This is a genomic window from Litoreibacter arenae DSM 19593, from assembly GCF_000442275.2.
GTDB lineage: Bacteria > Pseudomonadota > Alphaproteobacteria > Rhodobacterales > Rhodobacteraceae > Litoreibacter > Litoreibacter arenae.
In genome coordinates this window covers 974402-992294 of sequence record NZ_KE557306.1, presented here as the reverse complement: position 1 = coordinate 992294, position 17893 = coordinate 974402, and the positions used below count along the sequence as shown (strand labels likewise).

General features: G+C 60.4%; 18 protein-coding genes. 10 read left to right on the top strand and 8 right to left on the bottom strand.

Annotation, left to right across the window (positions count from 1 at the left end; all coding sequences use genetic code 11):
• Nucleotides 1–92 precede the first annotated feature (92 nt).
• The 9 genes from THALAR_RS04930 to THALAR_RS04890 all read left to right on the top strand — a co-directional run bounded on the left by THALAR_RS04930 (nucleotide 93) and on the right by THALAR_RS04890 (nucleotide 7808).
• Nucleotides 93–1475, top strand: a complete 1383-nt coding sequence (locus tag THALAR_RS04930; RefSeq protein WP_021100393.1) for an aminotransferase — start codon at nucleotides 93–95, stop codon at nucleotides 1473–1475.
• Nucleotides 1476–2444 (top strand): agmatinase, encoded by a 969-nt coding sequence (gene speB, locus THALAR_RS04925; RefSeq protein ID WP_021100392.1) that lies wholly within the window; start codon nucleotides 1476–1478, stop codon nucleotides 2442–2444. It abuts the gene before it with no gap.
• Nucleotides 2444–3385: an agmatinase gene (gene speB / locus THALAR_RS04920; protein WP_021100391.1), complete on the top strand. Its 942-nt coding sequence runs from the start codon at nucleotides 2444–2446 to the stop codon at nucleotides 3383–3385. The genes speB (THALAR_RS04925) and speB (THALAR_RS04920) overlap by 1 nt, the downstream gene beginning before the upstream one ends.
• 70 nt (nucleotides 3386–3455) lie before the next feature.
• Nucleotides 3456–4268, top strand: a complete 813-nt coding sequence (locus tag THALAR_RS04915) for a glutamate racemase (protein ID WP_021100390.1) — start codon at nucleotides 3456–3458, stop codon at nucleotides 4266–4268.
• Between the two features lie 55 nt (nucleotides 4269–4323).
• Nucleotides 4324–5352 carry an N-acetyl-gamma-glutamyl-phosphate reductase gene (gene argC / locus THALAR_RS04910; RefSeq protein ID WP_021100389.1) on the top strand — a complete coding sequence of 343 codons (1029 nt, stop codon included), beginning with the start codon at nucleotides 4324–4326 and terminating at the stop codon, nucleotides 5350–5352.
• Nucleotides 5353–5362: 10 nt separating this feature from the next.
• Nucleotides 5363–5809: a cytochrome c maturation protein CcmE gene (gene ccmE / locus THALAR_RS04905; protein ID WP_021100388.1), complete on the top strand. Its 447-nt coding sequence runs from the start codon at nucleotides 5363–5365 to the stop codon at nucleotides 5807–5809.
• Between the two features lie 57 nt (nucleotides 5810–5866).
• On the top strand, nucleotides 5867–6478 hold the full coding sequence (locus tag THALAR_RS04900) for a holin-associated N-acetylmuramidase (protein WP_021100387.1): 612 nt from the start codon (nucleotides 5867–5869) through the stop codon (nucleotides 6476–6478).
• On the top strand, nucleotides 6469–6945 hold the full coding sequence (locus THALAR_RS04895; RefSeq protein ID WP_021100386.1) for a holin family protein: 477 nt from the start codon (nucleotides 6469–6471) through the stop codon (nucleotides 6943–6945). The genes THALAR_RS04900 and THALAR_RS04895 overlap by 10 nt, the downstream gene beginning before the upstream one ends.
• Before the next feature lie 86 nt (nucleotides 6946–7031).
• Nucleotides 7032–7808, top strand: a complete 777-nt coding sequence (locus THALAR_RS04890) for an enoyl-CoA hydratase-related protein (RefSeq protein ID WP_021100385.1) — start codon at nucleotides 7032–7034, stop codon at nucleotides 7806–7808.
• A gap of 53 nt (nucleotides 7809–7861) precedes the next feature.
• On the opposite strand, the gene THALAR_RS04885 is transcribed toward THALAR_RS04890, so the two are convergent.
• Both THALAR_RS04885 and gltX read right to left on the bottom strand, forming a co-directional pair.
• Nucleotides 7862–9151: a citrate synthase gene (locus tag THALAR_RS04885; protein ID WP_021100384.1), complete on the bottom strand. Its 1290-nt coding sequence runs from the start codon at nucleotides 9149–9151 to the stop codon at nucleotides 7862–7864.
• Nucleotides 9152–9269: 118 nt separating this feature from the next.
• The gene (gltX, locus tag THALAR_RS04880) at nucleotides 9270–10673 is read right to left on the bottom strand and encodes a glutamate--tRNA ligase (RefSeq protein WP_040817237.1); all 1404 of its coding nucleotides are present in this window, start codon (nucleotides 10671–10673) and stop codon (nucleotides 9270–9272) included.
• A gap of 139 nt (nucleotides 10674–10812) precedes the next feature.
• Here gltX and THALAR_RS04875 point away from each other — a divergent pair, with 139 nt between their 5' ends.
• Complete coding sequence (locus THALAR_RS04875; RefSeq protein WP_083483389.1) at nucleotides 10813–12897, top strand: ComEC/Rec2 family competence protein; 2085 nt, start codon at nucleotides 10813–10815, stop codon at nucleotides 12895–12897.
• On the opposite strand, the gene lexA is transcribed toward THALAR_RS04875, so the two are convergent.
• The 6 genes from lexA to THALAR_RS04845 form a co-directional block, all read right to left on the bottom strand.
• Complete coding sequence (lexA, locus tag THALAR_RS04870; protein WP_021100381.1) at nucleotides 12891–13577, bottom strand: transcriptional repressor LexA; 687 nt, start codon at nucleotides 13575–13577, stop codon at nucleotides 12891–12893. The genes THALAR_RS04875 and lexA overlap by 7 nt on opposite strands.
• A gap of 83 nt (nucleotides 13578–13660) precedes the next feature.
• Nucleotides 13661–14833, bottom strand: a complete 1173-nt coding sequence (locus tag THALAR_RS04865) for a molybdopterin molybdotransferase MoeA (RefSeq protein WP_021100380.1) — start codon at nucleotides 14831–14833, stop codon at nucleotides 13661–13663.
• Nucleotides 14833–15312: a cyclic pyranopterin monophosphate synthase MoaC gene (gene moaC / locus THALAR_RS04860; RefSeq protein ID WP_021100379.1), complete on the bottom strand. Its 480-nt coding sequence runs from the start codon at nucleotides 15310–15312 to the stop codon at nucleotides 14833–14835. The genes THALAR_RS04865 and moaC overlap by 1 nt, the downstream gene beginning before the upstream one ends.
• Entirely contained in the window at nucleotides 15313–16128 is an 816-nt protein-coding gene (gene trpC / locus THALAR_RS04855; protein ID WP_021100378.1) for an indole-3-glycerol phosphate synthase TrpC, read from the bottom strand.
• Nucleotides 16125–17144 (bottom strand): anthranilate phosphoribosyltransferase, encoded by a 1020-nt coding sequence (gene trpD, locus THALAR_RS04850; RefSeq protein WP_021100377.1) that lies wholly within the window; start codon nucleotides 17142–17144, stop codon nucleotides 16125–16127. Before trpD ends, trpC begins: the two co-directional genes overlap by 4 nt.
• Nucleotides 17141–17734: an anthranilate synthase component II gene (locus THALAR_RS04845; protein WP_040817232.1), complete on the bottom strand. Its 594-nt coding sequence runs from the start codon at nucleotides 17732–17734 to the stop codon at nucleotides 17141–17143. Before THALAR_RS04845 ends, trpD begins: the two co-directional genes overlap by 4 nt.
• Nucleotides 17735–17893 lie beyond the last annotated feature (159 nt).

The window sequence follows — 17893 nt, the reverse complement described above, 5'->3', positions numbered from 1 at the left end:
ATCCTGTCTGCCTGTGCAACGAGATAGGTGCAAGACTTGCATTGTCACGAACGTATCGGCAGGTTGGCCATAACGCCACAACAGGAGCCGCTATGAGCGCCGATACCAACCTCGACATCGCAGCACTCGACAAGGCCCACGCGCTTCATCCCTGGACGCATTTCGAGAGTTTCAGCCGCGACGGGGCGCTCGTCATCGAGCGCGGCGACGGCTGTTCGTTATGGGACAGTGACGGTCGTGAATACCTCGACGCTGTGGGCGGATTGTGGTGCACGAATATCGGGCTGGGACGGCGCGAGATGGCGGATGCCATTGCCGCGCAAGCCGAAAAGCTGGCGTTCTGCAACACGTTCGTGGACATGACCAACGGCCCGGCAGCTTTGCTGAGCGCCAAGCTGGCAGAATTGGCACCCGGCGATTTGAACCATGTGCATTTCACCACGGGCGGCTCAACCGCGATCGACAGCGCGTACCGGATGGTCGCCTATTATCAGAGCTGCGCAGGGCGGACGGACAAGACCCACGTGATCGCGCGGAACAGCTCCTATCACGGCTCTACCTTTGCGACGATCTCGATCGGCAAGCGGGCCGGTGATAAAATGCCGGAGTTCGATTACAAGACGGATGGCATCCATCATATCAGCGCGCCGGATTGCTACCGTGCCATTAGCGACCGCAGCGAGGCCGAGTTCTGTGACGATCTGGTCGCCGAGTTTGAAGCGAAGATCGAGGAGGTTGGCCCTGACAAGGTCGGCGGTTTCTTTGCGGAGCCTATTCAGGCCTCTGGTGGCGTCGTCGTTCCGCCGGAAGGCTACTTGAAGCGCATGGCAGAGGTCTGCCGCAAGCATGACATCCTGTTCATCGCCGACGAGGTCGTGACCGGTTTTGGGCGACTGGGGCACTGGTTTGCGTCCTGGGACGAATTCGGTGTTCAACCGGACATTATCTGTTGTGCGAAGGGGTTGAGCTCCGGCTACCAACCCATTGGAGCAACGATATTTTCGGACCAGATTTGGGACGCTATGCAGGGCGACCGCTGGTACGCGTCAGGCTTCACCTATGCGGGCCATCCTGTCGCCTGCGCCGCCGCGTTGAAGAACATCGAGATCATAGAGCGGGAAAACCTGCTGCATCACGCGGCGCAAGTCGGGCGGTATTTCGAGGAGCGGCTGAGTGTTCTTGAAGCACTGCCGCTTGCCGGGGATGTGCGCGGGCGCAAGCTGATGATGTGCGTCGAGAGTGTCGCGGACAAGGTTACCAAGGCGCTGCTGCCGGATCATCTGGACGTGGGGAAGCGCATCTCCGACGCCGCCGAAGCGCGCGGATTGATGGTGCGCCCGATGGGGCATCTGAACGTCATGTCACCGCCTTTGGTGATCACACAATCTCAGGTGGACTTCGTCGCGGAGACGCTGGAGCATGCCATTGTCGAGGTCACGGACCAGCTAGTGAAAGACGGGCAGAAGGTAGGATAGATGGCACTGACAGATGCAGCGAATGACGTGGACAGCGCCTTTACCCGTAAGGGCTACAAGGGGGCCAGCTTCGAGAACGCATTTGGCGGGGCGACCAGCTTTTTGCGGCGCACGTATACGAAGGATTTGACGGGCGTTGACCTTGCGGTGACAGGCGTGCCGTTTGATCAAGCGGTCACAAACCGACCCGGAACACGATTGGGACCGCGGGTGATCCGGGAAGCGTCCAGCTTGCAGGCTTTCGATCCGCCATATGGCTGGGATATCGACCCCATGGTGGATTTCAATGTGGCAGATTATGGAGATTTAGCGTTTGATTATGCGGATATACCCGCATTTCCTATGGCAGTAACGGATCACTTCCGCACGATCCTGAAGGCGAATGCAGGCTCGCTTTGTCTGGGCGGTGATCACTACATCACCTTCCCGATTCTGCGCGCCTATGTGGAGAAGTTCGGCCCGCTCTCTCTGCTGCAATTCGATGCGCATTCCGATACATGGCCCGACGACGACATGAACCGCGTGGATCACGGGACGATGTTCTACAAAGCCGTGAAGGAAGGGCTGATCGTGCCGGAGCGCTCTGCACAGGTCGGCATTCGCACCGTGTGCGAGGATTATCTGGGTGTCACAGTCATCGACGCGCGGGAGGTCCATGAAAGCGGGACCGCTGACGTTGTGAAGAAGATCAAGGAGGTCATCGGCGACAACCAAACCTATGTCACATTCGACATCGACTGCCTTGACCCCGCTTTCGCCCCCGGCACGGGCACACCTGTTTCAGGGGGTCTGAGTTCGGCGCAAGCCTTGCATATCCTGCGTGACCTCAAGGGGTTGAACATGGTGGGCGGCGACGTGGTCGAAGTCTCGCCCCCGTTTGACGTTGGCAGCGCCACGGCTGTGGCTGGTGCGCATGTCGCGACGGAATTGATGTGCTTATATTGTTATAACAAGCGGGAGCGTGCGTGATGCCGAACCAACCAATATCTGGAAATGATCTGGCCCGATTTGCCGGGCAGGGCACCTTCATGCGCCTGCCGCGTGTGGAGACCGCGGACGGGCTGGATGTGGCCTTCGTCGGTATTCCTATGGATCACGGGTCCAGCTGGCGCTCCGGCACGCGGTTCGGGCCTGCGCAGGTGCGTAGTGAAAGCTCCATGATCCGGCCTTATGCGGTGCAAACCGGTGCCGCGCCTTTCGATGCGTTGCAATGCGCAGACGTGGGTGACGTTGCGATCAATACGTTCAATTTGCAGGAAAGTATCCATATAATTACAGAACACTACGACGACTTGTTAAAGCATGACGTGATCCCGATGACCATCGGAGGCGACCATACGATCACGCTTCCGATCCTGCGGGCCATCGCAAAGAAGCACGGGCCTGTGGGGCTTGTACATGTCGATGCCCACGCGGACGTCAACGACGAGATGTTCGGCGAGCGTGAAACCCACGGCACCGTGTTCCGCCGCGCCTATGAGGAAGGGTTGCTGCGCCCCAAGGACGTCTATCAGATCGGCCTGCGCGGCACAGGCTACACGGCCGAAGACTTCGACGAGCCGCGCGATTGGGGGTTCAACCTGACACTGGCGCAGGAGCTTTGGCACAAGTCCACGGCGCCGCTGGCCGCCCGGATCAAGGACAGCATGGGCGAGGGGCCGGTTTATATCACCTACGATATCGACAGCCTTGACCCGTCCATAGCACCCGGAACGGGCACGCCCGAGATCGGCGGGCTGACCACGCCGCAGGCGCTGGAGCTGATCCGCGGGCTGCGCGGGCTGCCCATCGTCGGCTGCGATCTGGTGGAGGTCTCGCCGCCCTATGACACCTCTGGCAATACGGCGTTGACCGGTGCCAACATCATGTTCGAGATGCTCTCGATCTTGCCGGGGGTGCCGTACCGATAGCTTCAAAACGCGGTGGACTAGCGCTGCAAATTGGACGACAAGGGGCGAAACTCTAGAGCGGCACAGGCACATGGCGGTAGGCATCTTTGACAGCGGGCTAGGCGGATTGACCGTCTACAAGCAAATCGCGGCGGATATGCCCGATCTGCCGGTGTGCTATTTTGCCGACAGCGCCAACACGCCGTATGGCGTGCGCACCGCCGATGACATTTACGACCTGACCTGCGCTGCGACGCAGTCACTGTTCGACGCGGGCTGCGATCTGGTCATTCTGGCGTGCAATACGGCGTCGGCCGCCGCGTTGCGGCGGATGCAGGAGAACTGGGTGCCGACGGACAAGCGCGTGCTCGGGGTTTTCGTTCCGATGATCGAGGCACTGACCGAACGCAACTGGGGGGACAATTCCCCGCCCCGTCAGGTGGACGTGCGGGATGTGGCGTTGTTCGCAACACCTGCGACCGTTGCCTCGCGTGCGTTCCAGCGTGAACTTGCGTTCCGTGCGGTCGGTGTCGATGTGGAAGCGCAACCCTGCGGCGGTCTGGTCGATGCGCTGGAAGCTGGTGACGAGATGTTGGCGGAGGCGCTGGTGCGCTCGCATGTCGATGCGCTGAAACGGCGGATGCCGAAACCGCAGGCCGCCATTCTGGGCTGCACGCATTACCCGCTGATGGAGCAGGTATTTCAGGACGCGTTAGGTGCGGATGTAAAAGTGTTCTCACAGGCAAATCTGGTGTCTGCGAGCCTTGCTGATTACTTGAAACGGCATCCAAACATGCTGGGCGAAAGCTCCGAGACGCGGTTTCTGACCACGGGCAACCCTGCGCAGGTCAGCGACCGAGCGACGCAATTCCTGCGACGAAAGATCCAGTTCGAAGCGGCATGATTGCCGCGCGCCTGTCTTTCTTCTAAACCGTTCTTAAATACATACGGAGTCTCTCATGACCCATAAAATCGCCATTCTTGGTGCGTCCGGCTATACCGGCGCAGAGCTTGTCCGGCTCATCTCCACCCACCCGTCCATGTCCATCGCGGCCCTGTCCGCGGACCGCAAGGCGGGTATGGAGATGGCGGATGTCTTCCCGCATTTGCGGCATCTCGACCTGCCTACACTGGTCACAATTGACGAGATCGACTTCTCGGGCATCGACCTGTGCTTTTGCGCACTTCCGCACAAGACATCGCAAGAAGTGATCCTGAAACTGCCCAAAACACTGAAGATCGTGGACCTGTCCGCCGATTTCCGGCTGCGTGACCCTGACGCCTACAAGCAGTGGTATGGCAATGATCACGCAGCGCTTGAGATGCAGAAAGAGGCGGTCTACGGCCTGACCGAGTTCTACCGCGACGACATCGCCAAAGCGCGGCTGGTGGCGGGCACCGGCTGTAACGCGGCGACGGGACAGTTCGCATTGCGGCCGCTCATTGCGGGCGGCGTGATTGATCTGGATGACATTATTCTGGACCTGAAAGTCGGTGTGTCCGGTGCGGGGCGGTCGTTGAAAGAGAACTTACTCCACGCCGAACTGTCAGAAGGCAGCAATGCCTACGCCATCGGCGGCACGCACCGGCATTTGGGGGAGTTCGATCAGGAGTTCTCCGCGATTGCGGGGCGGCCCGTGAAGGTCCAGTTCACCCCGCATCTGGTGCCGATGAACCGGGGTATTCTGGCGACGGTCTATGTCAAAGGCGATGCCGCCGAAATCCACGCCACGCTGGCAGAGGCCTATAGCGACGAGCCGTTCATCGAGATCCTGCCTTTCGGGGAAGCGCCATCGACGCATGAGACGCGCGGCTCCAACTTCGTGCATATCGGCGTGACCGGTGACCGGATCGAGGGGCGGGCGATCGTGACTGCGGCGCTCGATAATCTCACGAAGGGCTCATCCGGTCAGGCGTTGCAAAACGCAAATCTGATGTTAGGTCTTGAAGAGACCGAGGGGCTGATGATGGCCCCGCTGTTCCCGTAAAGGATACGCAATGAAGGGCCTCAAGAAAAAGCGTCGTATTCAGGTTATAGCCGTTGCCGCAATCGCGCTGGCTTTGTCGACCGCATTGATCGGATATGCCTTGAAGGACGGGATTAACTTTTTCCGTTCGCCTACCGAGGTGGTGGAAACACCGCCCGGTGAATCCGAGACGTTCCGCATCGGCGGGCTGGTCGAAGAGGGCAGCCTGAAAGTCAACGAGTCGCAGCAAATCACCTTCAACGTGACGGATGGCAACGCGGTTGTGGCTGTGTCCTATACCGGTATCCTGCCGGACCTTTTCGAAGAGGGTCAGGGCATGGTCGGCACCGGTCGCTACATCAGCGGTGTTTTCCAAGCGTCTGAAATTCTTGCGAAACACGATGAGACTTACATGCCCAAAGAGGTCATCGACGCGTTGAAGGAACAAGGCGTTTACCAGACACCGGACGGTGCCTAGAGGCTCCGTTAACCATTTAGGCGCAGCTTCGGCCCCGCATTGTAGCGGAGGCCAGATATGCAGACAGTGTTTGAAATTGCCCACGACATCGTTCGCCGGGAAGGCGGCTATGTCAACGACCCCGCCGACCCGGGTGGGCCGACGAACCACGGTGTCACAATCCATACAATGCGCCGACTGGGGCTTGATCTGACCGGAGACGGGCGGGTGAGCATCGCGGATGTCAAAGCCCTGACACAGGATCAGGCGGTCGAGATTTTTATCGACCATTATTTTCGCGCCCCGCGGATCGACGCATTGCCCGAACCGCTTCAAGCGAGTGTGTTCGATATGCATGTGAATGCCGGCGCAAACGCGGTCAAACTGCTGCAAAATCTGCTCAACGACATGGGCCATGATGTCGCAGTAGACGGGCGGATCGGGCCGCACACGGTTCGGGCAAGCTACGCTGCCTATCAAGACGCGCCGGACTATATGGCGGACGCCTACGGCATCGCACGGCGTAACTACTATTACGATCTGGCAGACCGCCGCCCGGCATCCCGAAAATATGCTCGCAGACGTGACGGCGGCAAAGGCGGATGGATCAAGCGGGCAGAAGAATTTCTGTCCCCAGCCTATCACTTCTCTTCAGCGGAGCATCGCGCGCGGGTGGCGTCATGGGGCTGATCTCTACCATTCTGAAGGGCGGCATGGGCAATGCTGCCGGTGCTGTGGTGGATGTTGCTGGCGCGTTTCGCCCCAATGCCACTCGGCAGATGGAACTTGGGCATGAGGCATTCACCGCTGCGCTCGACCAGCACGGCGCGGAGTTTCAGTATGGCCGTCTGGGTCTTTTCGACCGCCTGATGAATGGTCTCAACCGGCTGCCCCGCCCGATGCTGGCGCTCGGGACGTTGGGCCTGTTCGTCTACGCCATGCTCGACCCGGTGGCTTTTGGCAGCCGGATGCAGGGGCTGGCTTACGTGCCGGAGCCGCTGTGGTGGTTGCTTGGTGCGATCGTCAGCTTCTATTTCGGGGCGCGCGAGTTGCACTATGTTCGACGCCCGACCGACATGCCAAAGCCGAAGGTCATGCGCAAAACTCCGACGACAAACCCCGCGCTGGAAGCGTGGAGGGCCGAGCGCGGCGGATAAATCTGCCGCGTGACGGCGCGTTTCGCTTTTTCTGAACTGACCGGTTCGCTATCGTGAGCGGCAACACAGAATTTGGAGACGTGCCGATGCAATACGAAACCCTGCGGCTCAGCATTGCCGATAATGTGGCGGTGATCGAATTCACACGCGACGAGGTGATGAACGCCCTGAACACGCAAATGCGCGCCGAGATATTGCACGCGGTCAAGGCCGCCGAGAGCGAGGCGCGGGTTCTGGTTTTGACCGGCAAGGGTCGTGCGTTCTGTTCCGGGCAGGATCTGGGAGATCGCGCCACTGTCGCCTCCACCGATCTGGAACGGACGTTGCGCGACGAGTATGTGCCGATGTTGATGGCAATTTATAACTGCCGGATACCGACTATTTCGGCGGTGAACGGGCCGGCGGCGGGGGCAGGGGCCAACCTTGCCTTGGCGGCTGATGTTGTGATTGCGACCCAATCCGCGGTCTTTTTGCAAGCATTTACGCGGATCGGTTTGATCCCGGATGCGGGTGGCAGCTACTTTCTTCCGCGTCAGATCGGCATGGCAAAAGCGATGGGGGCCGCGCTGTTCGCAGAACCGCTTACCGCCGAGCAGGCCAGCGCCATGGGGATGATCTGGGAAGCTGTGCCCGATGACAGCTTTGCGCAGCACTGGCGCGACCGTGCCAGCTATCTGGCGAACGGGCCAACAGAAGCCTACACGCGGGTTAAGAAGATCATCCGGTCCAGTTTCGACAATGATCTGGAGAAGCAGCTATTGCTTGAAGCGAAGCTTCAAGGCGAGTGCGGCAAGACCCATGATTTCCGAGAGGGCGTATTGGCGTTTCTGGATAAACGTGCGGCGAACTACGAGGGTCGCTGACGCCTCATCCCATCCAACAAAAATAAGGCCACCCGAAGGTGGCCTTATTTATATTAGCGGTTTTCGATGTCGACATAGTCGCGAAGCGTTTCGCCCTTATAGAGCTGGCGAGGCCGTCCGATCTTCAGTTTTGGGTCGGAAATTTGTTCTTTCCATTGCGAAATCCAACCCACTGTGCGCGCCAGCGCGAAGATCGGTGTGAACATCGAGGTCGGGAAGCCCATCGCCTCCAGAATGATGCCGGAGTAGAAGTCCACGTTGGGGAACAGTTTTTTCTCGGCGAAGTAAGGATCGTTCAGCGCCTGTTTCTCAAGCTCTTTGGCGACCTGCAACTTGGGGTTGTCCTCGATGCCCAGAAGATCAAGAACTTCGTCGGCGGACTGCTTCATCACCTTCGCGCGCGGGTCGAAGTTCTTGTAGACGCGGTGGCCAAAGCCCATCAGGCGGAATGGGTCGTCCTTATCCTTTGCACGCGCGATATACTCGGGGATGCGGTCGACGGTGCCGATTTCCTCCAGCATCTCCAGGCAGGCCTGATTGGCGCCGCCATGTGCCGGACCCCACAGACATGCGATACCTGCGGCGATACAGGCGAACGGGTTGGCACCGGATGACGACGCAAGGCGCACGGTTGATGTAGACGCGTTTTGCTCGTGATCGGCATGGAGCGTGAAGATGCGGTCCATGGCACGGGCGAGGATCGGATCGACCTCGTATTTCTCGGCGGGAACCGAGAAGCACATGTGCAAGAAGTTTGCCGCGTAATCGAGATCGTTGCGCGGGTACACGAACGGCTGACCGATCGAATACTTGAACGCCATCGAAGCGATCGTCGGCAGCTTGGCAATCAGCCGGATCGCGGCAACTTCGCGCTGCCAGTCGTCGTTGATATCGGTGCTATCATGGTAGAACGCGGACATCGCGCCGACCACACCCACGAGCGTCGCCATGGGGTGCGCGTCGCGGCGGAAGCCGCGGAAGAAGTTGTGCATTTGTTCGTGCACCATAGTGTGACGGGTCACACGGGCTTCGAAATCCTCCAACTCGGCGGCGGAGGGCAATTCGCCGTAGAGAAGCAGAAAGCAAACTTCGAGAAAATGAGACTTTTCGGCCAACTGGTCGATTGGGTAGCCGCGGTGCAGCAATTCACCCTTGTCACCGTCGATGAAGGTGATGGTGCTGTCGCAAGCGGCGGTCGAAGTAAAGCCGGGATCATAGGTGAATACGCCGCCCTTGGAGTAGAGCTTTCTGATGTCGACCACATCAGGTCCAGCAGTCGGGGTCAGGATTGGCAATTCGATCTCTTCATTGCCAATTATCAGTCGTGCGGTCTTGTCTGACATACATTCACCTTTCGTGTGTCCGGAGGTGAACGCGGTCGCAACCTCCTGTTATATATGGCGTTATCGGCCACCTAAGTCTTATTATCTTGTCATCTGCCACCGAATGCGGCTTGGAGCATCAACTATCGACTGCAACCAGTCGGGCAAGTGTTTCGTCACGTCCCAAGACCATCATCATGTCAAAGACGCTTGGGGAAACCGCGCGGCCCGAAAGCGCAACCCGAAGCGGGCCTGCAAGTTTCCCGAATTTGAGTTCCTGAGCCTCGGCGAACTTCGTCACGGTTTGCTCCAACTCCTCGCGGTTCCAGCTAGCAGTTTGCAGGTGCGGCGTCAATTGCGTCAGTATACCACGGGATACCGGGTCAAGCAGTTTCTCGGCCTTCTCATCCAGCGTGAAGGGCGGCTCATCGAGCACAAATGCAAATTTCCCCAGCAAATCCCCGACGGTTTTGTCGGCAACATCCATCTGACCGAAAGCCTGCACAAATGCCGTTGCCTTGTCGTCAGGCAACGGGGACTCGCCGATTGCCGCAAGGTAATTTTGCACATCACGCAGCATGGTCTCGGAATCACTCATGCCGATGTGATGGCGGTTAATGTTTTCCATTTTCTTAAAGTCGAGCCGTGCAGGCGCTTTGCCGATGCCACCAAGGTCGAACCATTCCAGCGCCTTTTCGGTCGTGAACACTTCGTCGTCGCCATGGCTCCACCCCAGCCGTGCCAGATAATTGCGCATACCGGCAGGCGTATAGCCCATGGCGGCGTATTCCATCACCCCCAACGCGCCGTGGCGTTTGGAAAGTTTTTTGCCATCCGGACCATGGATCAACGGGATATGTGCGAAGACAGGTAGATCCCAGCCCATTGCCGTATAGATCATCGACTGACGCGCCGCGTTCGCCAGATGATCATCGCCGCGGATTACATGCGTCACGCCCATGTCATGGTCATCCACGACCACCGCCAGCATGTAGACAGGGCTTCCATCGGACCGGAGGAGCACCATGTCGTCCAGCGTGTCCGCCTTCCAAGTTACGTCGCCCTGGACGGCGTCCTTGATTGTGATCGCGCCAGTTTGCGGCGCTTTGATGCGGATAACATAAGGGCCGTCTGGATGATCGGCATCCGCCACGTCGCGCCAAGGCGAGCGGAACAGGGTCGAGCGCCCCTCGGCCCGAGCGGCTTCGCGGAATGCCTCGATTTCCTCTTGCGTCGAAAAGCATTTGTAAGCGGTGCCTGCCGCAAGCATTTCCCGCGCGACCTCGGCATGACGCTCGGCGCTCTCGAACTGGCTGACGGCGTCGCCGTCCCAATCCAGTCCCAGCCATGTCAGGCCGTCCAGAATGGCTTGCGTCGCCTCCGGCGTGGATCTTGCGCGGTCCGTATCCTCGATCCGCAACAAGAATTTGCCGCCACGTCCCCGCGCATACAGCCAGTTGAACAAGGCGGTGCGGGCGCCCCCGATATGCAGGTAGCCGGTTGGCGAAGGGGCGAAGCGGGTGACCACGGGGGCGTCTGTCATCGAGAGTTTAACCTTTTGGAAAGCATGTTCGGGCAGGACTTGCACAGGGGAGCATGGCCTGAAAGGCCAGCTCGTTGGCGCTCAGGTGTAGGCAATAGAAACGATTGAGACAAGAGCAGCTGACGTCACGCGACCGTCCTTGGTCCTCGCGGTGCTGCACGCTGTATCCGGAAGCTTTGGACGTCAGCAATCGCACCTGTTCCCGTGGGCACCGGTCTGTCTGGGCGTCGGCATCGGAATTTATTTCAGCTTGATGCAGGAGCCACCCTTATGGGGATTGGGCCTATGCGCCGCCGTGCTGCTGTTATGCTGGCTTGTGGCGGTCTGGCGCGGATGCCACCGGGGCAGCTGGGTCTCCCTCGTTTTGTGGGCGCTGACCCTGTCGCTTACAGGGGCTGTGGTGGCGACATACAAGGCCCATGCGGTTGCTGCCCCCGTCCTGTCGTACCGCTACTACGGACCCATCGAGGGGCGTATCATTGCCATCGACAAGTCGGCCTCCGAGAAAATGCGCCTCACTCTCGACAATGTCCGGCTTTCGCGCGTGCCGCCTGCGCGGACGCCGGTGAAGGTGCGGGTCTCGCTGCATGGGCCCGATATGGGCACGACTTTCACGCCGGGGGATGTTGTGATCACAACGGGCCATCTGGGTCCGCCATCGGGTCCCGTCGAGCCGGGCGGCTTCGACTTCCAGCGCCACCTTTGGTTTCAGCAGTTGGGAGCGTTGGGTTATACCCGCAATCCCATGCTCAGATACAAGCCTGCGGCGATAGAGAATGCGGATGCGGCCTTGCGCCTCTACACGATCCGCCGCGCCTTGTCGGAGGGGATCAAGTCCCGCATGTCGATGCGCGAAGGTCCGTTCGCTGCCGCTATCATCACCGGAGACAGGTCTGATCTGGATGCGTCCGCGCTGGAAATTCTGCGCGCGTCCAATCTGGCTCATCTGCTTGCGATTTCGGGGCTGCATATGGGGCTGCTTACGGGGGCCGTGTTCGCGGTGATAAGGCTTTGCCTCGCGGCAATCCCCGCTGCGTCTCTCAGACTTCCGATCCGTAAGGTCGCCGCCGTCGCCGCCTTTGCCGCCGCGCTGGTCTACCTTGGCATCTCCGGTGCCAGCGTTGCGACGCAGAGAGCGTTCATCATGGTGTCGGTCATGTTGCTGGCCATCTGTCTGGAGCGACCGGCGCTGTCGCTCAGGGCGGTGGCCATGGCGGCTCTCGTGATTTTGGTAACTACCCCGCAGGCGCTTGTCGGGCCGGGGTTTCAAATGTCGTTCGCAGCGACCATAGCCTTGGTGGCAGTCTTCGGAGCCATACGGGACCGCGGGACATTCTTGCGCGTCCCCAAGTGGCTTTCGGGCGTTGTGGCCTTGCTGGTCTCATCCTTCATCGCAGGCGCTGCGACTGCGCCCTTTGGGGCCGCGCATTTCAATCAGGTGTCGCAATACGGCCTGCTCGCCAACTTGCTGTCTGTTCCGGTGATGGGGTTCGTTGTTATGCCCGGCGCATTGCTGGCGGGCTTACTGGCACCCTTTGGGCTGGAAGCGGCTGGCTTGGCGGTCATGGAACTTGGGCTGGCATGGATACTGGGCGTCGCCGACTTCGTTGCGGGGCTAAACGGCAGCACGCGTGCGATTATGGCCCCATCCGTGCATGTCTTGCCGCTCGTGGCGCTTGGAGGGCTGTTCCTCTGTCTTTGGCAAGGGGCAGGGCGCTTGATCGGCCTATTGCCGATTTGTGCCGCATTGCTGTTTTGGGCGTCGACAGAACGGCCAACGGTGCTGATCTCCGAAACGGGTCGCCTCATCGGAGTCCTCGGCGAAGGTGGACGCGCTTTGAACAAGCCAAAAGGCGATGGTTTTTCCGCGCAGGTGTGGCTGGAAAACGATGGCGACACAGGAGATCAGGCTCACGCCGCCACGCGGGCCGGTTTTGCCGCCAATGACCTGCGTGTGAACCTGAACGGTGTGAAGCTCGTCTTCAACGCGGCGAACCCTGAGAAGATCGACCTTGCACAAGCCTGTGCGACCAACGATCTGGTGGTGCTGCCACGTCTCACGGATTTCTTGCCCGAAGGGTGTCAGGGATGGAGCGGCGCAGATTTTCTGACAGGTGGGTCGGTGGCCATTTACGAAACTAAAACCGGCCTGAGATATGAAAACAGCCGGTCCCGCCAAGGCGACCGGCTGTGGGTTCCCAAACCGCGCAAGCGACGTCAGTAGGAGCGGATCAATCCGACCAGACGTCCCTGCACCTTGACCATGTGATCAGGCAGGACACGGGTTTCATAAGCAGAGTTCGCAGGCTCCAGCGCGATGGACGATCCATGCCGCCGGAAGCGTTTCAAGGTGGCTTCCTGATCCTCGACCAAGGCCACGACAATATCGCCGTTGTTGGCGGTGATCTGTTCGCGGATGACGACCACGTCGCCGTCATTGATGCCAGCCTCGATCATGGAGTCGCCTTTGACCTCCAGCGCATAATGATGGCCGCTCCCCGCAAGCATCGAGCCGGGTACTGCCACATGATGCGACACTTCGCTGATCGCCTCGATTGGCGTACCCGCAGCGATGCGGCCCATCACCGGAAGTTCCAGCGCATGCACGCCTTCAAGCGCCATTGCGGCGGGATTAGCGGCAGGGCGGTCGCCCTCAATGATCCGAGGGGTAAAGCCGTTCCCTTCCATCGCGTCGGGCAGTTTGATGATCTCCAGCGCCCGCGCCTTATGCGCCAGACGTTGAATGAAACCGCGCTCTTCCAACGCCGTGATCAGGCGGTGAATCCCCGACTTCGAGCGCAAGTCCAGCGCATCTTTCATTTCGTCGAACGAGGGCGGAACCCCGTCACGTTGAATGCGGCCATGGATGAATTTCAACAGGTCCAGCTGTTTCTTCGTCAGCATCGGCTCAGAACTCCCTGAATGGCGGCGCATTTTTGCGCCATGTTCCCTGTTGTTCTACCGTTGTTCCCGTTTTGTGTCAACGCCTACAAAGCGATAACCTGCACCGGCTCTCCCACGTTGCGGGCCGGATCGCCGGGCGGGCGGACGATCAGGGCATTGGCTTGCGCCAGCACTGTCAAAAGCGAGCTGTCCTGACGTGCGAACGCCCGAACGGTCCCGTTCTCAACAACCGCCCGCATGTAGTGTTCGCGCTGGCTGTTCGCCTCAAGCGGCTCCGTCAGAGGCAGCTCGATACGGGCGCGCGGGCCACTGGGCAAGCCCAGATACTTGTCGAGCAAGGGGCGAATGAAAACTTCTCCACAAACCATTGATGACACGGGATTTCCGGGCAGTCCAATCATCGCCATGCCGCCAATCCATCCCGCCATCAGCGGTTTGCCGGGACGCATGGCTACCTTGTAGAACTGCCGCTCCAGCCCCATGCTTTCGGCCACCTCGGCCACAATGTCGTGGTCGCCCACCGATGCCCCGCCAATGGTGACCAGCAGGTCAGCCCCTTCGGCCAAGGACAGGTCCATTTTCAGCGAAGACGGCGTGTCTTTCGCAATAGGCAACACGCGCGCCGTCGCACCAGCGCGGCGGAACATGGCCGCAAGACCCAGCGAGTTGGAGGCGATGATCTGGTCGTCACGCGGCGTCCCGCCAGCACTCACCAACTCGTCCCCCGTCGCAATGATCGCGACAACTGGATGTCGGCGGACGGGCACGAAAGGGACATTCATCGAGGCCAGCAAAGCCACGTCGGATGGGCTCAATCTGCGCGGGGCGGACAGAACGTCGCCCGCTTTGAAATCACCTCCCGCAGGGCGCACATGATGACCGGCACCAAGTTTCCCGCCCACAGTGATCGCATCATCTTCGCGCGTCACGTCTTCCTGAATGATTACCCGCACGCCGCCACCGGGCAACGGAGCGCCGGTGAAGATGCGCACCGCTTCGCCTGAACCGATGGTCCGTTCGAACCGGTGACCGGCGGCAGCCTCGCCGATAACGGTGAAACGATCCCCCTCAGTCACATCTGCGGTCGCAACCGCGTAGCCATCCATGGCGGAGGCCGAAAACGGAGGTTGGTCGCGCGTCGCGGCGACGTCTTGCGCCAATACGCGGCCATCGGCCTGATCCAGCGGCACATGTTCCACCTCGACAGGCGCGCCAAGGTCCAGAACGGCGGCCAGCGCTTCCGACACTGAAATCATTACCGCTTGGCCTCAAACAGACCGGACTTGCCACCGTCTTTAAGGACGAGACGTATGTTGCTGATCTCCATGGTTTTATCAGCGGCTTTTACCATGTCGTAGACCGTCAATGCGGCAGTGGATACGGCGGTCAGCGCCTCCATCTCCACGCCGGTTTGCCCTGTGGTCTTAACCGTCGCCTCGATCCGGACCCCCGGCAGTGAGGCATCCGGTACCAGATCGACCGCAACCTTGGTGATCGGCAATGGGTGGCAAAGCGGGATCAACTCGGAGCATTTCTTGGCCCCCATGATCCCCGCCAGACGCGCGACCGACAACACGTCGCCTTTCTTGGCGCGGCCCTCCGCGATCAGGGCGAAGGTGTCGGCATTCATCTTCACGCAGCCCTCGGCCACCGCGATGCGCGAGGTCACGGCCTTGTCCGACACATCGACCATATGCGCATTCCCGTCCCCGTCGAAATGGGTCAGCTCGGACATCTAGAGACCTCCGGTCATGGGCTTGTCGCTGAGGATATGGCGGGTCGCCTGGGCCACGTCCTCTTGCCGCATCAGGCTTTCGCCGATCAGGAAGCACCGCGCGCCGTAGCGGGCAAGGTCGGACAGGTCGGTCGGCTCGAACAACCCGCTTTCGGCGATGATCAGCTTGTCCTCCGCCACCTGCCGCGCCAGTTTGCGCGTCGTATCAAGCGTCACCTCGAACGTGTGCAGATCACGGTTGTTGATGCCCAGAAGCGTGCTGTTAAAGTTCATCGCACGCTCTAGCTCCTCGGCGTTGTGAACCTCTACCAGCACGTCCATGCCCAGCCGCGTTGCGGTATCCTCCAACTCATGCGCCAGCACGTCATCCACTGAGGCCATGATAATCAGGATGCAATCCGCGCCAAGCGCACGGGACTCCACGACCTGATAAGGATCGTAAAGGAAATCCTTGCGCAGGATCGGCAGATCGCAGGCGTCATGGGCCTGCCGCAGAAACTCGTCCGCGCCCTGAAAGGACGGTCCGTCTGTCAGCACGCTGAGACAAGTCGCGCCGCCTGCGGCGTAGGCTTTCGCCAGTTCCGGCACGTCGAAATCCTCGCGGATCAGGCCCTTGGACGGGCTGGCTTTCTTGATCTCGGCGATCAGGCCGTAGCCGCTGATCGCGGCGTCGGACAGCGCCTCGGCAAAGCCGCGAGGCTCGGGGGCGTCCGCGGCGTCGGCTTCCAGATCCTCGATGCTGCGTTCCGCTTTGCGGGCGGCGATCTCTTCAAGTTTGTAGGCCTTGATCTTTTCCAGAATGGTAGGGGTGCTCATTTGGCCTCCGAGGTAAATTTCGCCAAGGCATCGACCTTGGCTTTGGCTGCACCACTGTCGATGCTGGCGCGGGCCATGTCCACACCCTCACGCAAGTTAGCGGACTTGTCGGCCACGACCAGTGCCGCAGCCGAATTCAGCAGCACCGCATCGCGATAGGCCGACGCTTCGCCCGCCAGCAAGGCGCGGAACGCATGGGCGTTTTCTTCGGGTGTGCCGCCGATGATATCCTCGAACGGGTGCGGGGTAAGGCCTGCATCCTCCGGCGCGATTTCCATGTCACGCACCGCGCCGTCCTCCAGCACCGCGACCTTGGAGGGTGCCGAGATCGCCAATTCATCCGTGCCGTCGCCGCCATGGACCAGCCACGCTTTCTCCGAGCCGAGCGCCAGCAAGGTCTCTGCCATCGGGCGGATCAGGTCGGCGGAGAATGCACCGGTCAGCTGCCGTTTCACGCCCGCCGGATTGGTCAGGGGGCCGAGGATGTTGAAGATCGTGCGCGTGCCAAGCTCGGTGCGGGTGGGCATGACATGGGCAATGGCGGGATGGTGCATGGGGGCCATCATAAAGCCGATGCCGATTTGCGAGATGGCGCGGCTGACCACGTCGGCCCCCACCATCACGTTGATACCCATCGCCCCCAACGCGTCCGCTGCGCCGGATTTGGACGACAGGTTGCGGTTGCCGTGCTTGGCCACCACGACACCGGCACCCGCCACGACAAAGGCGGTGGCCGTCGAGATATTCAGCGTGCCCATGCCGTCGCCACCGGTGCCGACAATGTCGATCGCGCCGTCAGGGGCGTCGACCGCGTGACACTTGGCGCGCATCACGGTAGCGGCGGCGGCGTATTCCTCGACTGTTTCGCCACGGGTGCGCAAGGCCATCAGCAACCCGCCGATCTGGCTGGGGGTGGCGCGGCCCTCGAACAGCGCCTTGAACGCGACCTCGGCTTCGTCACGGGTCAGGGGACGGTCGGCGGCAATCCCGATCAGCGGCTTGAGGCTGTCACTCATGCGGCCACTCCTTCGCCTGCGGGCAACAGGTCGAGAAAGTTCTGCAACATCTGATGCCCGTGCTGCGATGCGATGCTCTCGGGGTGGAACTGAACGCCATGGATCGGCAAGTCGCGGTGCATCAGGCCCATGATGGTGCCGTCCTCCAGCTGCGCTGTGATTTCCAGCGCGTCGGGCAGGGTGGCGCGGTCTACCACCAGCGAATGGTAGCGTGTCGCCTCGAAGGGCGAGGGCAGGCCTTTGAACACGCTCTTGTTGTCATGGACGTAGCGCCCCATCTTGCCGTGCACGATTTCGCTGTGGCGCACGACCTTGCCGCCGAACGCCTCGCCGATGGTCTGGTGGCCGAGACATACCCCGAACAGCGGTGTTTTCGTCTCTGCCGCCGCCTGCGTGAGGGCAAGACAGATGCCCGCGTCGGCGGGGGCCTTGGGGCCGGGGCTAAGGACAATGCCGCGCGGGCGCAGGGCCATGGCCTCTTGCACATTGATCGCGTCATTGCGCACGACCTTCATCTGCGCGCCCAACTCCCCGAAATAATGCACCAGATTGTAGGTGAAACTGTCGTAATTATCGATCAATAGCAGCATCATCTTACCCTTTGCCCCGAAAGGGCTTTCCACCGCCTTCCGTGTCGCGGTATAAATGCCCAGAGCGACGCGCCGGGGTCAAGGCCGCTTATCCGGCTATCCCCGCGAAGATAAGGGCAAAAGCCTGCAAATAGCGTATGCTCGATGAAGGGCACAGGA

What these genes read in the sequence shown, in the direction of transcription:
- THALAR_RS04930 (WP_021100393.1), top strand. Translation starts at nt 93, where the DNA reads ATGAGCGCCGATACCAACCTCGACATCGCAGCACTCGACAAGGCCCAC.
- speB (WP_021100392.1), top strand. Translation starts at nt 1,476, where the DNA reads ATGGCACTGACAGATGCAGCGAATGACGTGGACAGCGCCTTTACCCGT.
- speB (WP_021100391.1), top strand. Translation starts at nt 2,444, where the DNA reads ATGCCGAACCAACCAATATCTGGAAATGATCTGGCCCGATTTGCCGGG.
- THALAR_RS04915 (WP_021100390.1), top strand. Translation starts at nt 3,456, where the DNA reads ATGGCGGTAGGCATCTTTGACAGCGGGCTAGGCGGATTGACCGTCTAC.
- argC (WP_021100389.1), top strand. Translation starts at nt 4,324, where the DNA reads ATGACCCATAAAATCGCCATTCTTGGTGCGTCCGGCTATACCGGCGCA.
- ccmE (WP_021100388.1), top strand. Translation starts at nt 5,363, where the DNA reads ATGAAGGGCCTCAAGAAAAAGCGTCGTATTCAGGTTATAGCCGTTGCC.
- THALAR_RS04900 (WP_021100387.1), top strand. Translation starts at nt 5,867, where the DNA reads ATGCAGACAGTGTTTGAAATTGCCCACGACATCGTTCGCCGGGAAGGC.
- THALAR_RS04895 (WP_021100386.1), top strand. Translation starts at nt 6,469, where the DNA reads ATGGGGCTGATCTCTACCATTCTGAAGGGCGGCATGGGCAATGCTGCC.
- THALAR_RS04890 (WP_021100385.1), top strand. Translation starts at nt 7,032, where the DNA reads ATGCAATACGAAACCCTGCGGCTCAGCATTGCCGATAATGTGGCGGTG.
- THALAR_RS04885 (WP_021100384.1), bottom strand. Translation starts at nt 9,151, where the DNA reads ATGTCAGACAAGACCGCACGACTGATAATTGGCAATGAAGAGATCGAA.
- gltX (WP_040817237.1), bottom strand. Translation starts at nt 10,673, where the DNA reads ATGACAGACGCCCCCGTGGTCACCCGCTTCGCCCCTTCGCCAACCGGC.
- lexA (WP_021100381.1), bottom strand. Translation starts at nt 13,577, where the DNA reads ATGCTGACGAAGAAACAGCTGGACCTGTTGAAATTCATCCATGGCCGC.
- THALAR_RS04865 (WP_021100380.1), bottom strand. Translation starts at nt 14,833, where the DNA reads ATGATTTCAGTGTCGGAAGCGCTGGCCGCCGTTCTGGACCTTGGCGCG.
- moaC (WP_021100379.1), bottom strand. Translation starts at nt 15,312, where the DNA reads ATGTCCGAGCTGACCCATTTCGACGGGGACGGGAATGCGCATATGGTC.
- trpC (WP_021100378.1), bottom strand. Translation starts at nt 16,128, where the DNA reads ATGAGCACCCCTACCATTCTGGAAAAGATCAAGGCCTACAAACTTGAA.
- trpD (WP_021100377.1), bottom strand. Translation starts at nt 17,144, where the DNA reads ATGAGTGACAGCCTCAAGCCGCTGATCGGGATTGCCGCCGACCGTCCC.
- THALAR_RS04845 (WP_040817232.1), bottom strand. Translation starts at nt 17,734, where the DNA reads ATGCTGCTATTGATCGATAATTACGACAGTTTCACCTACAATCTGGTG.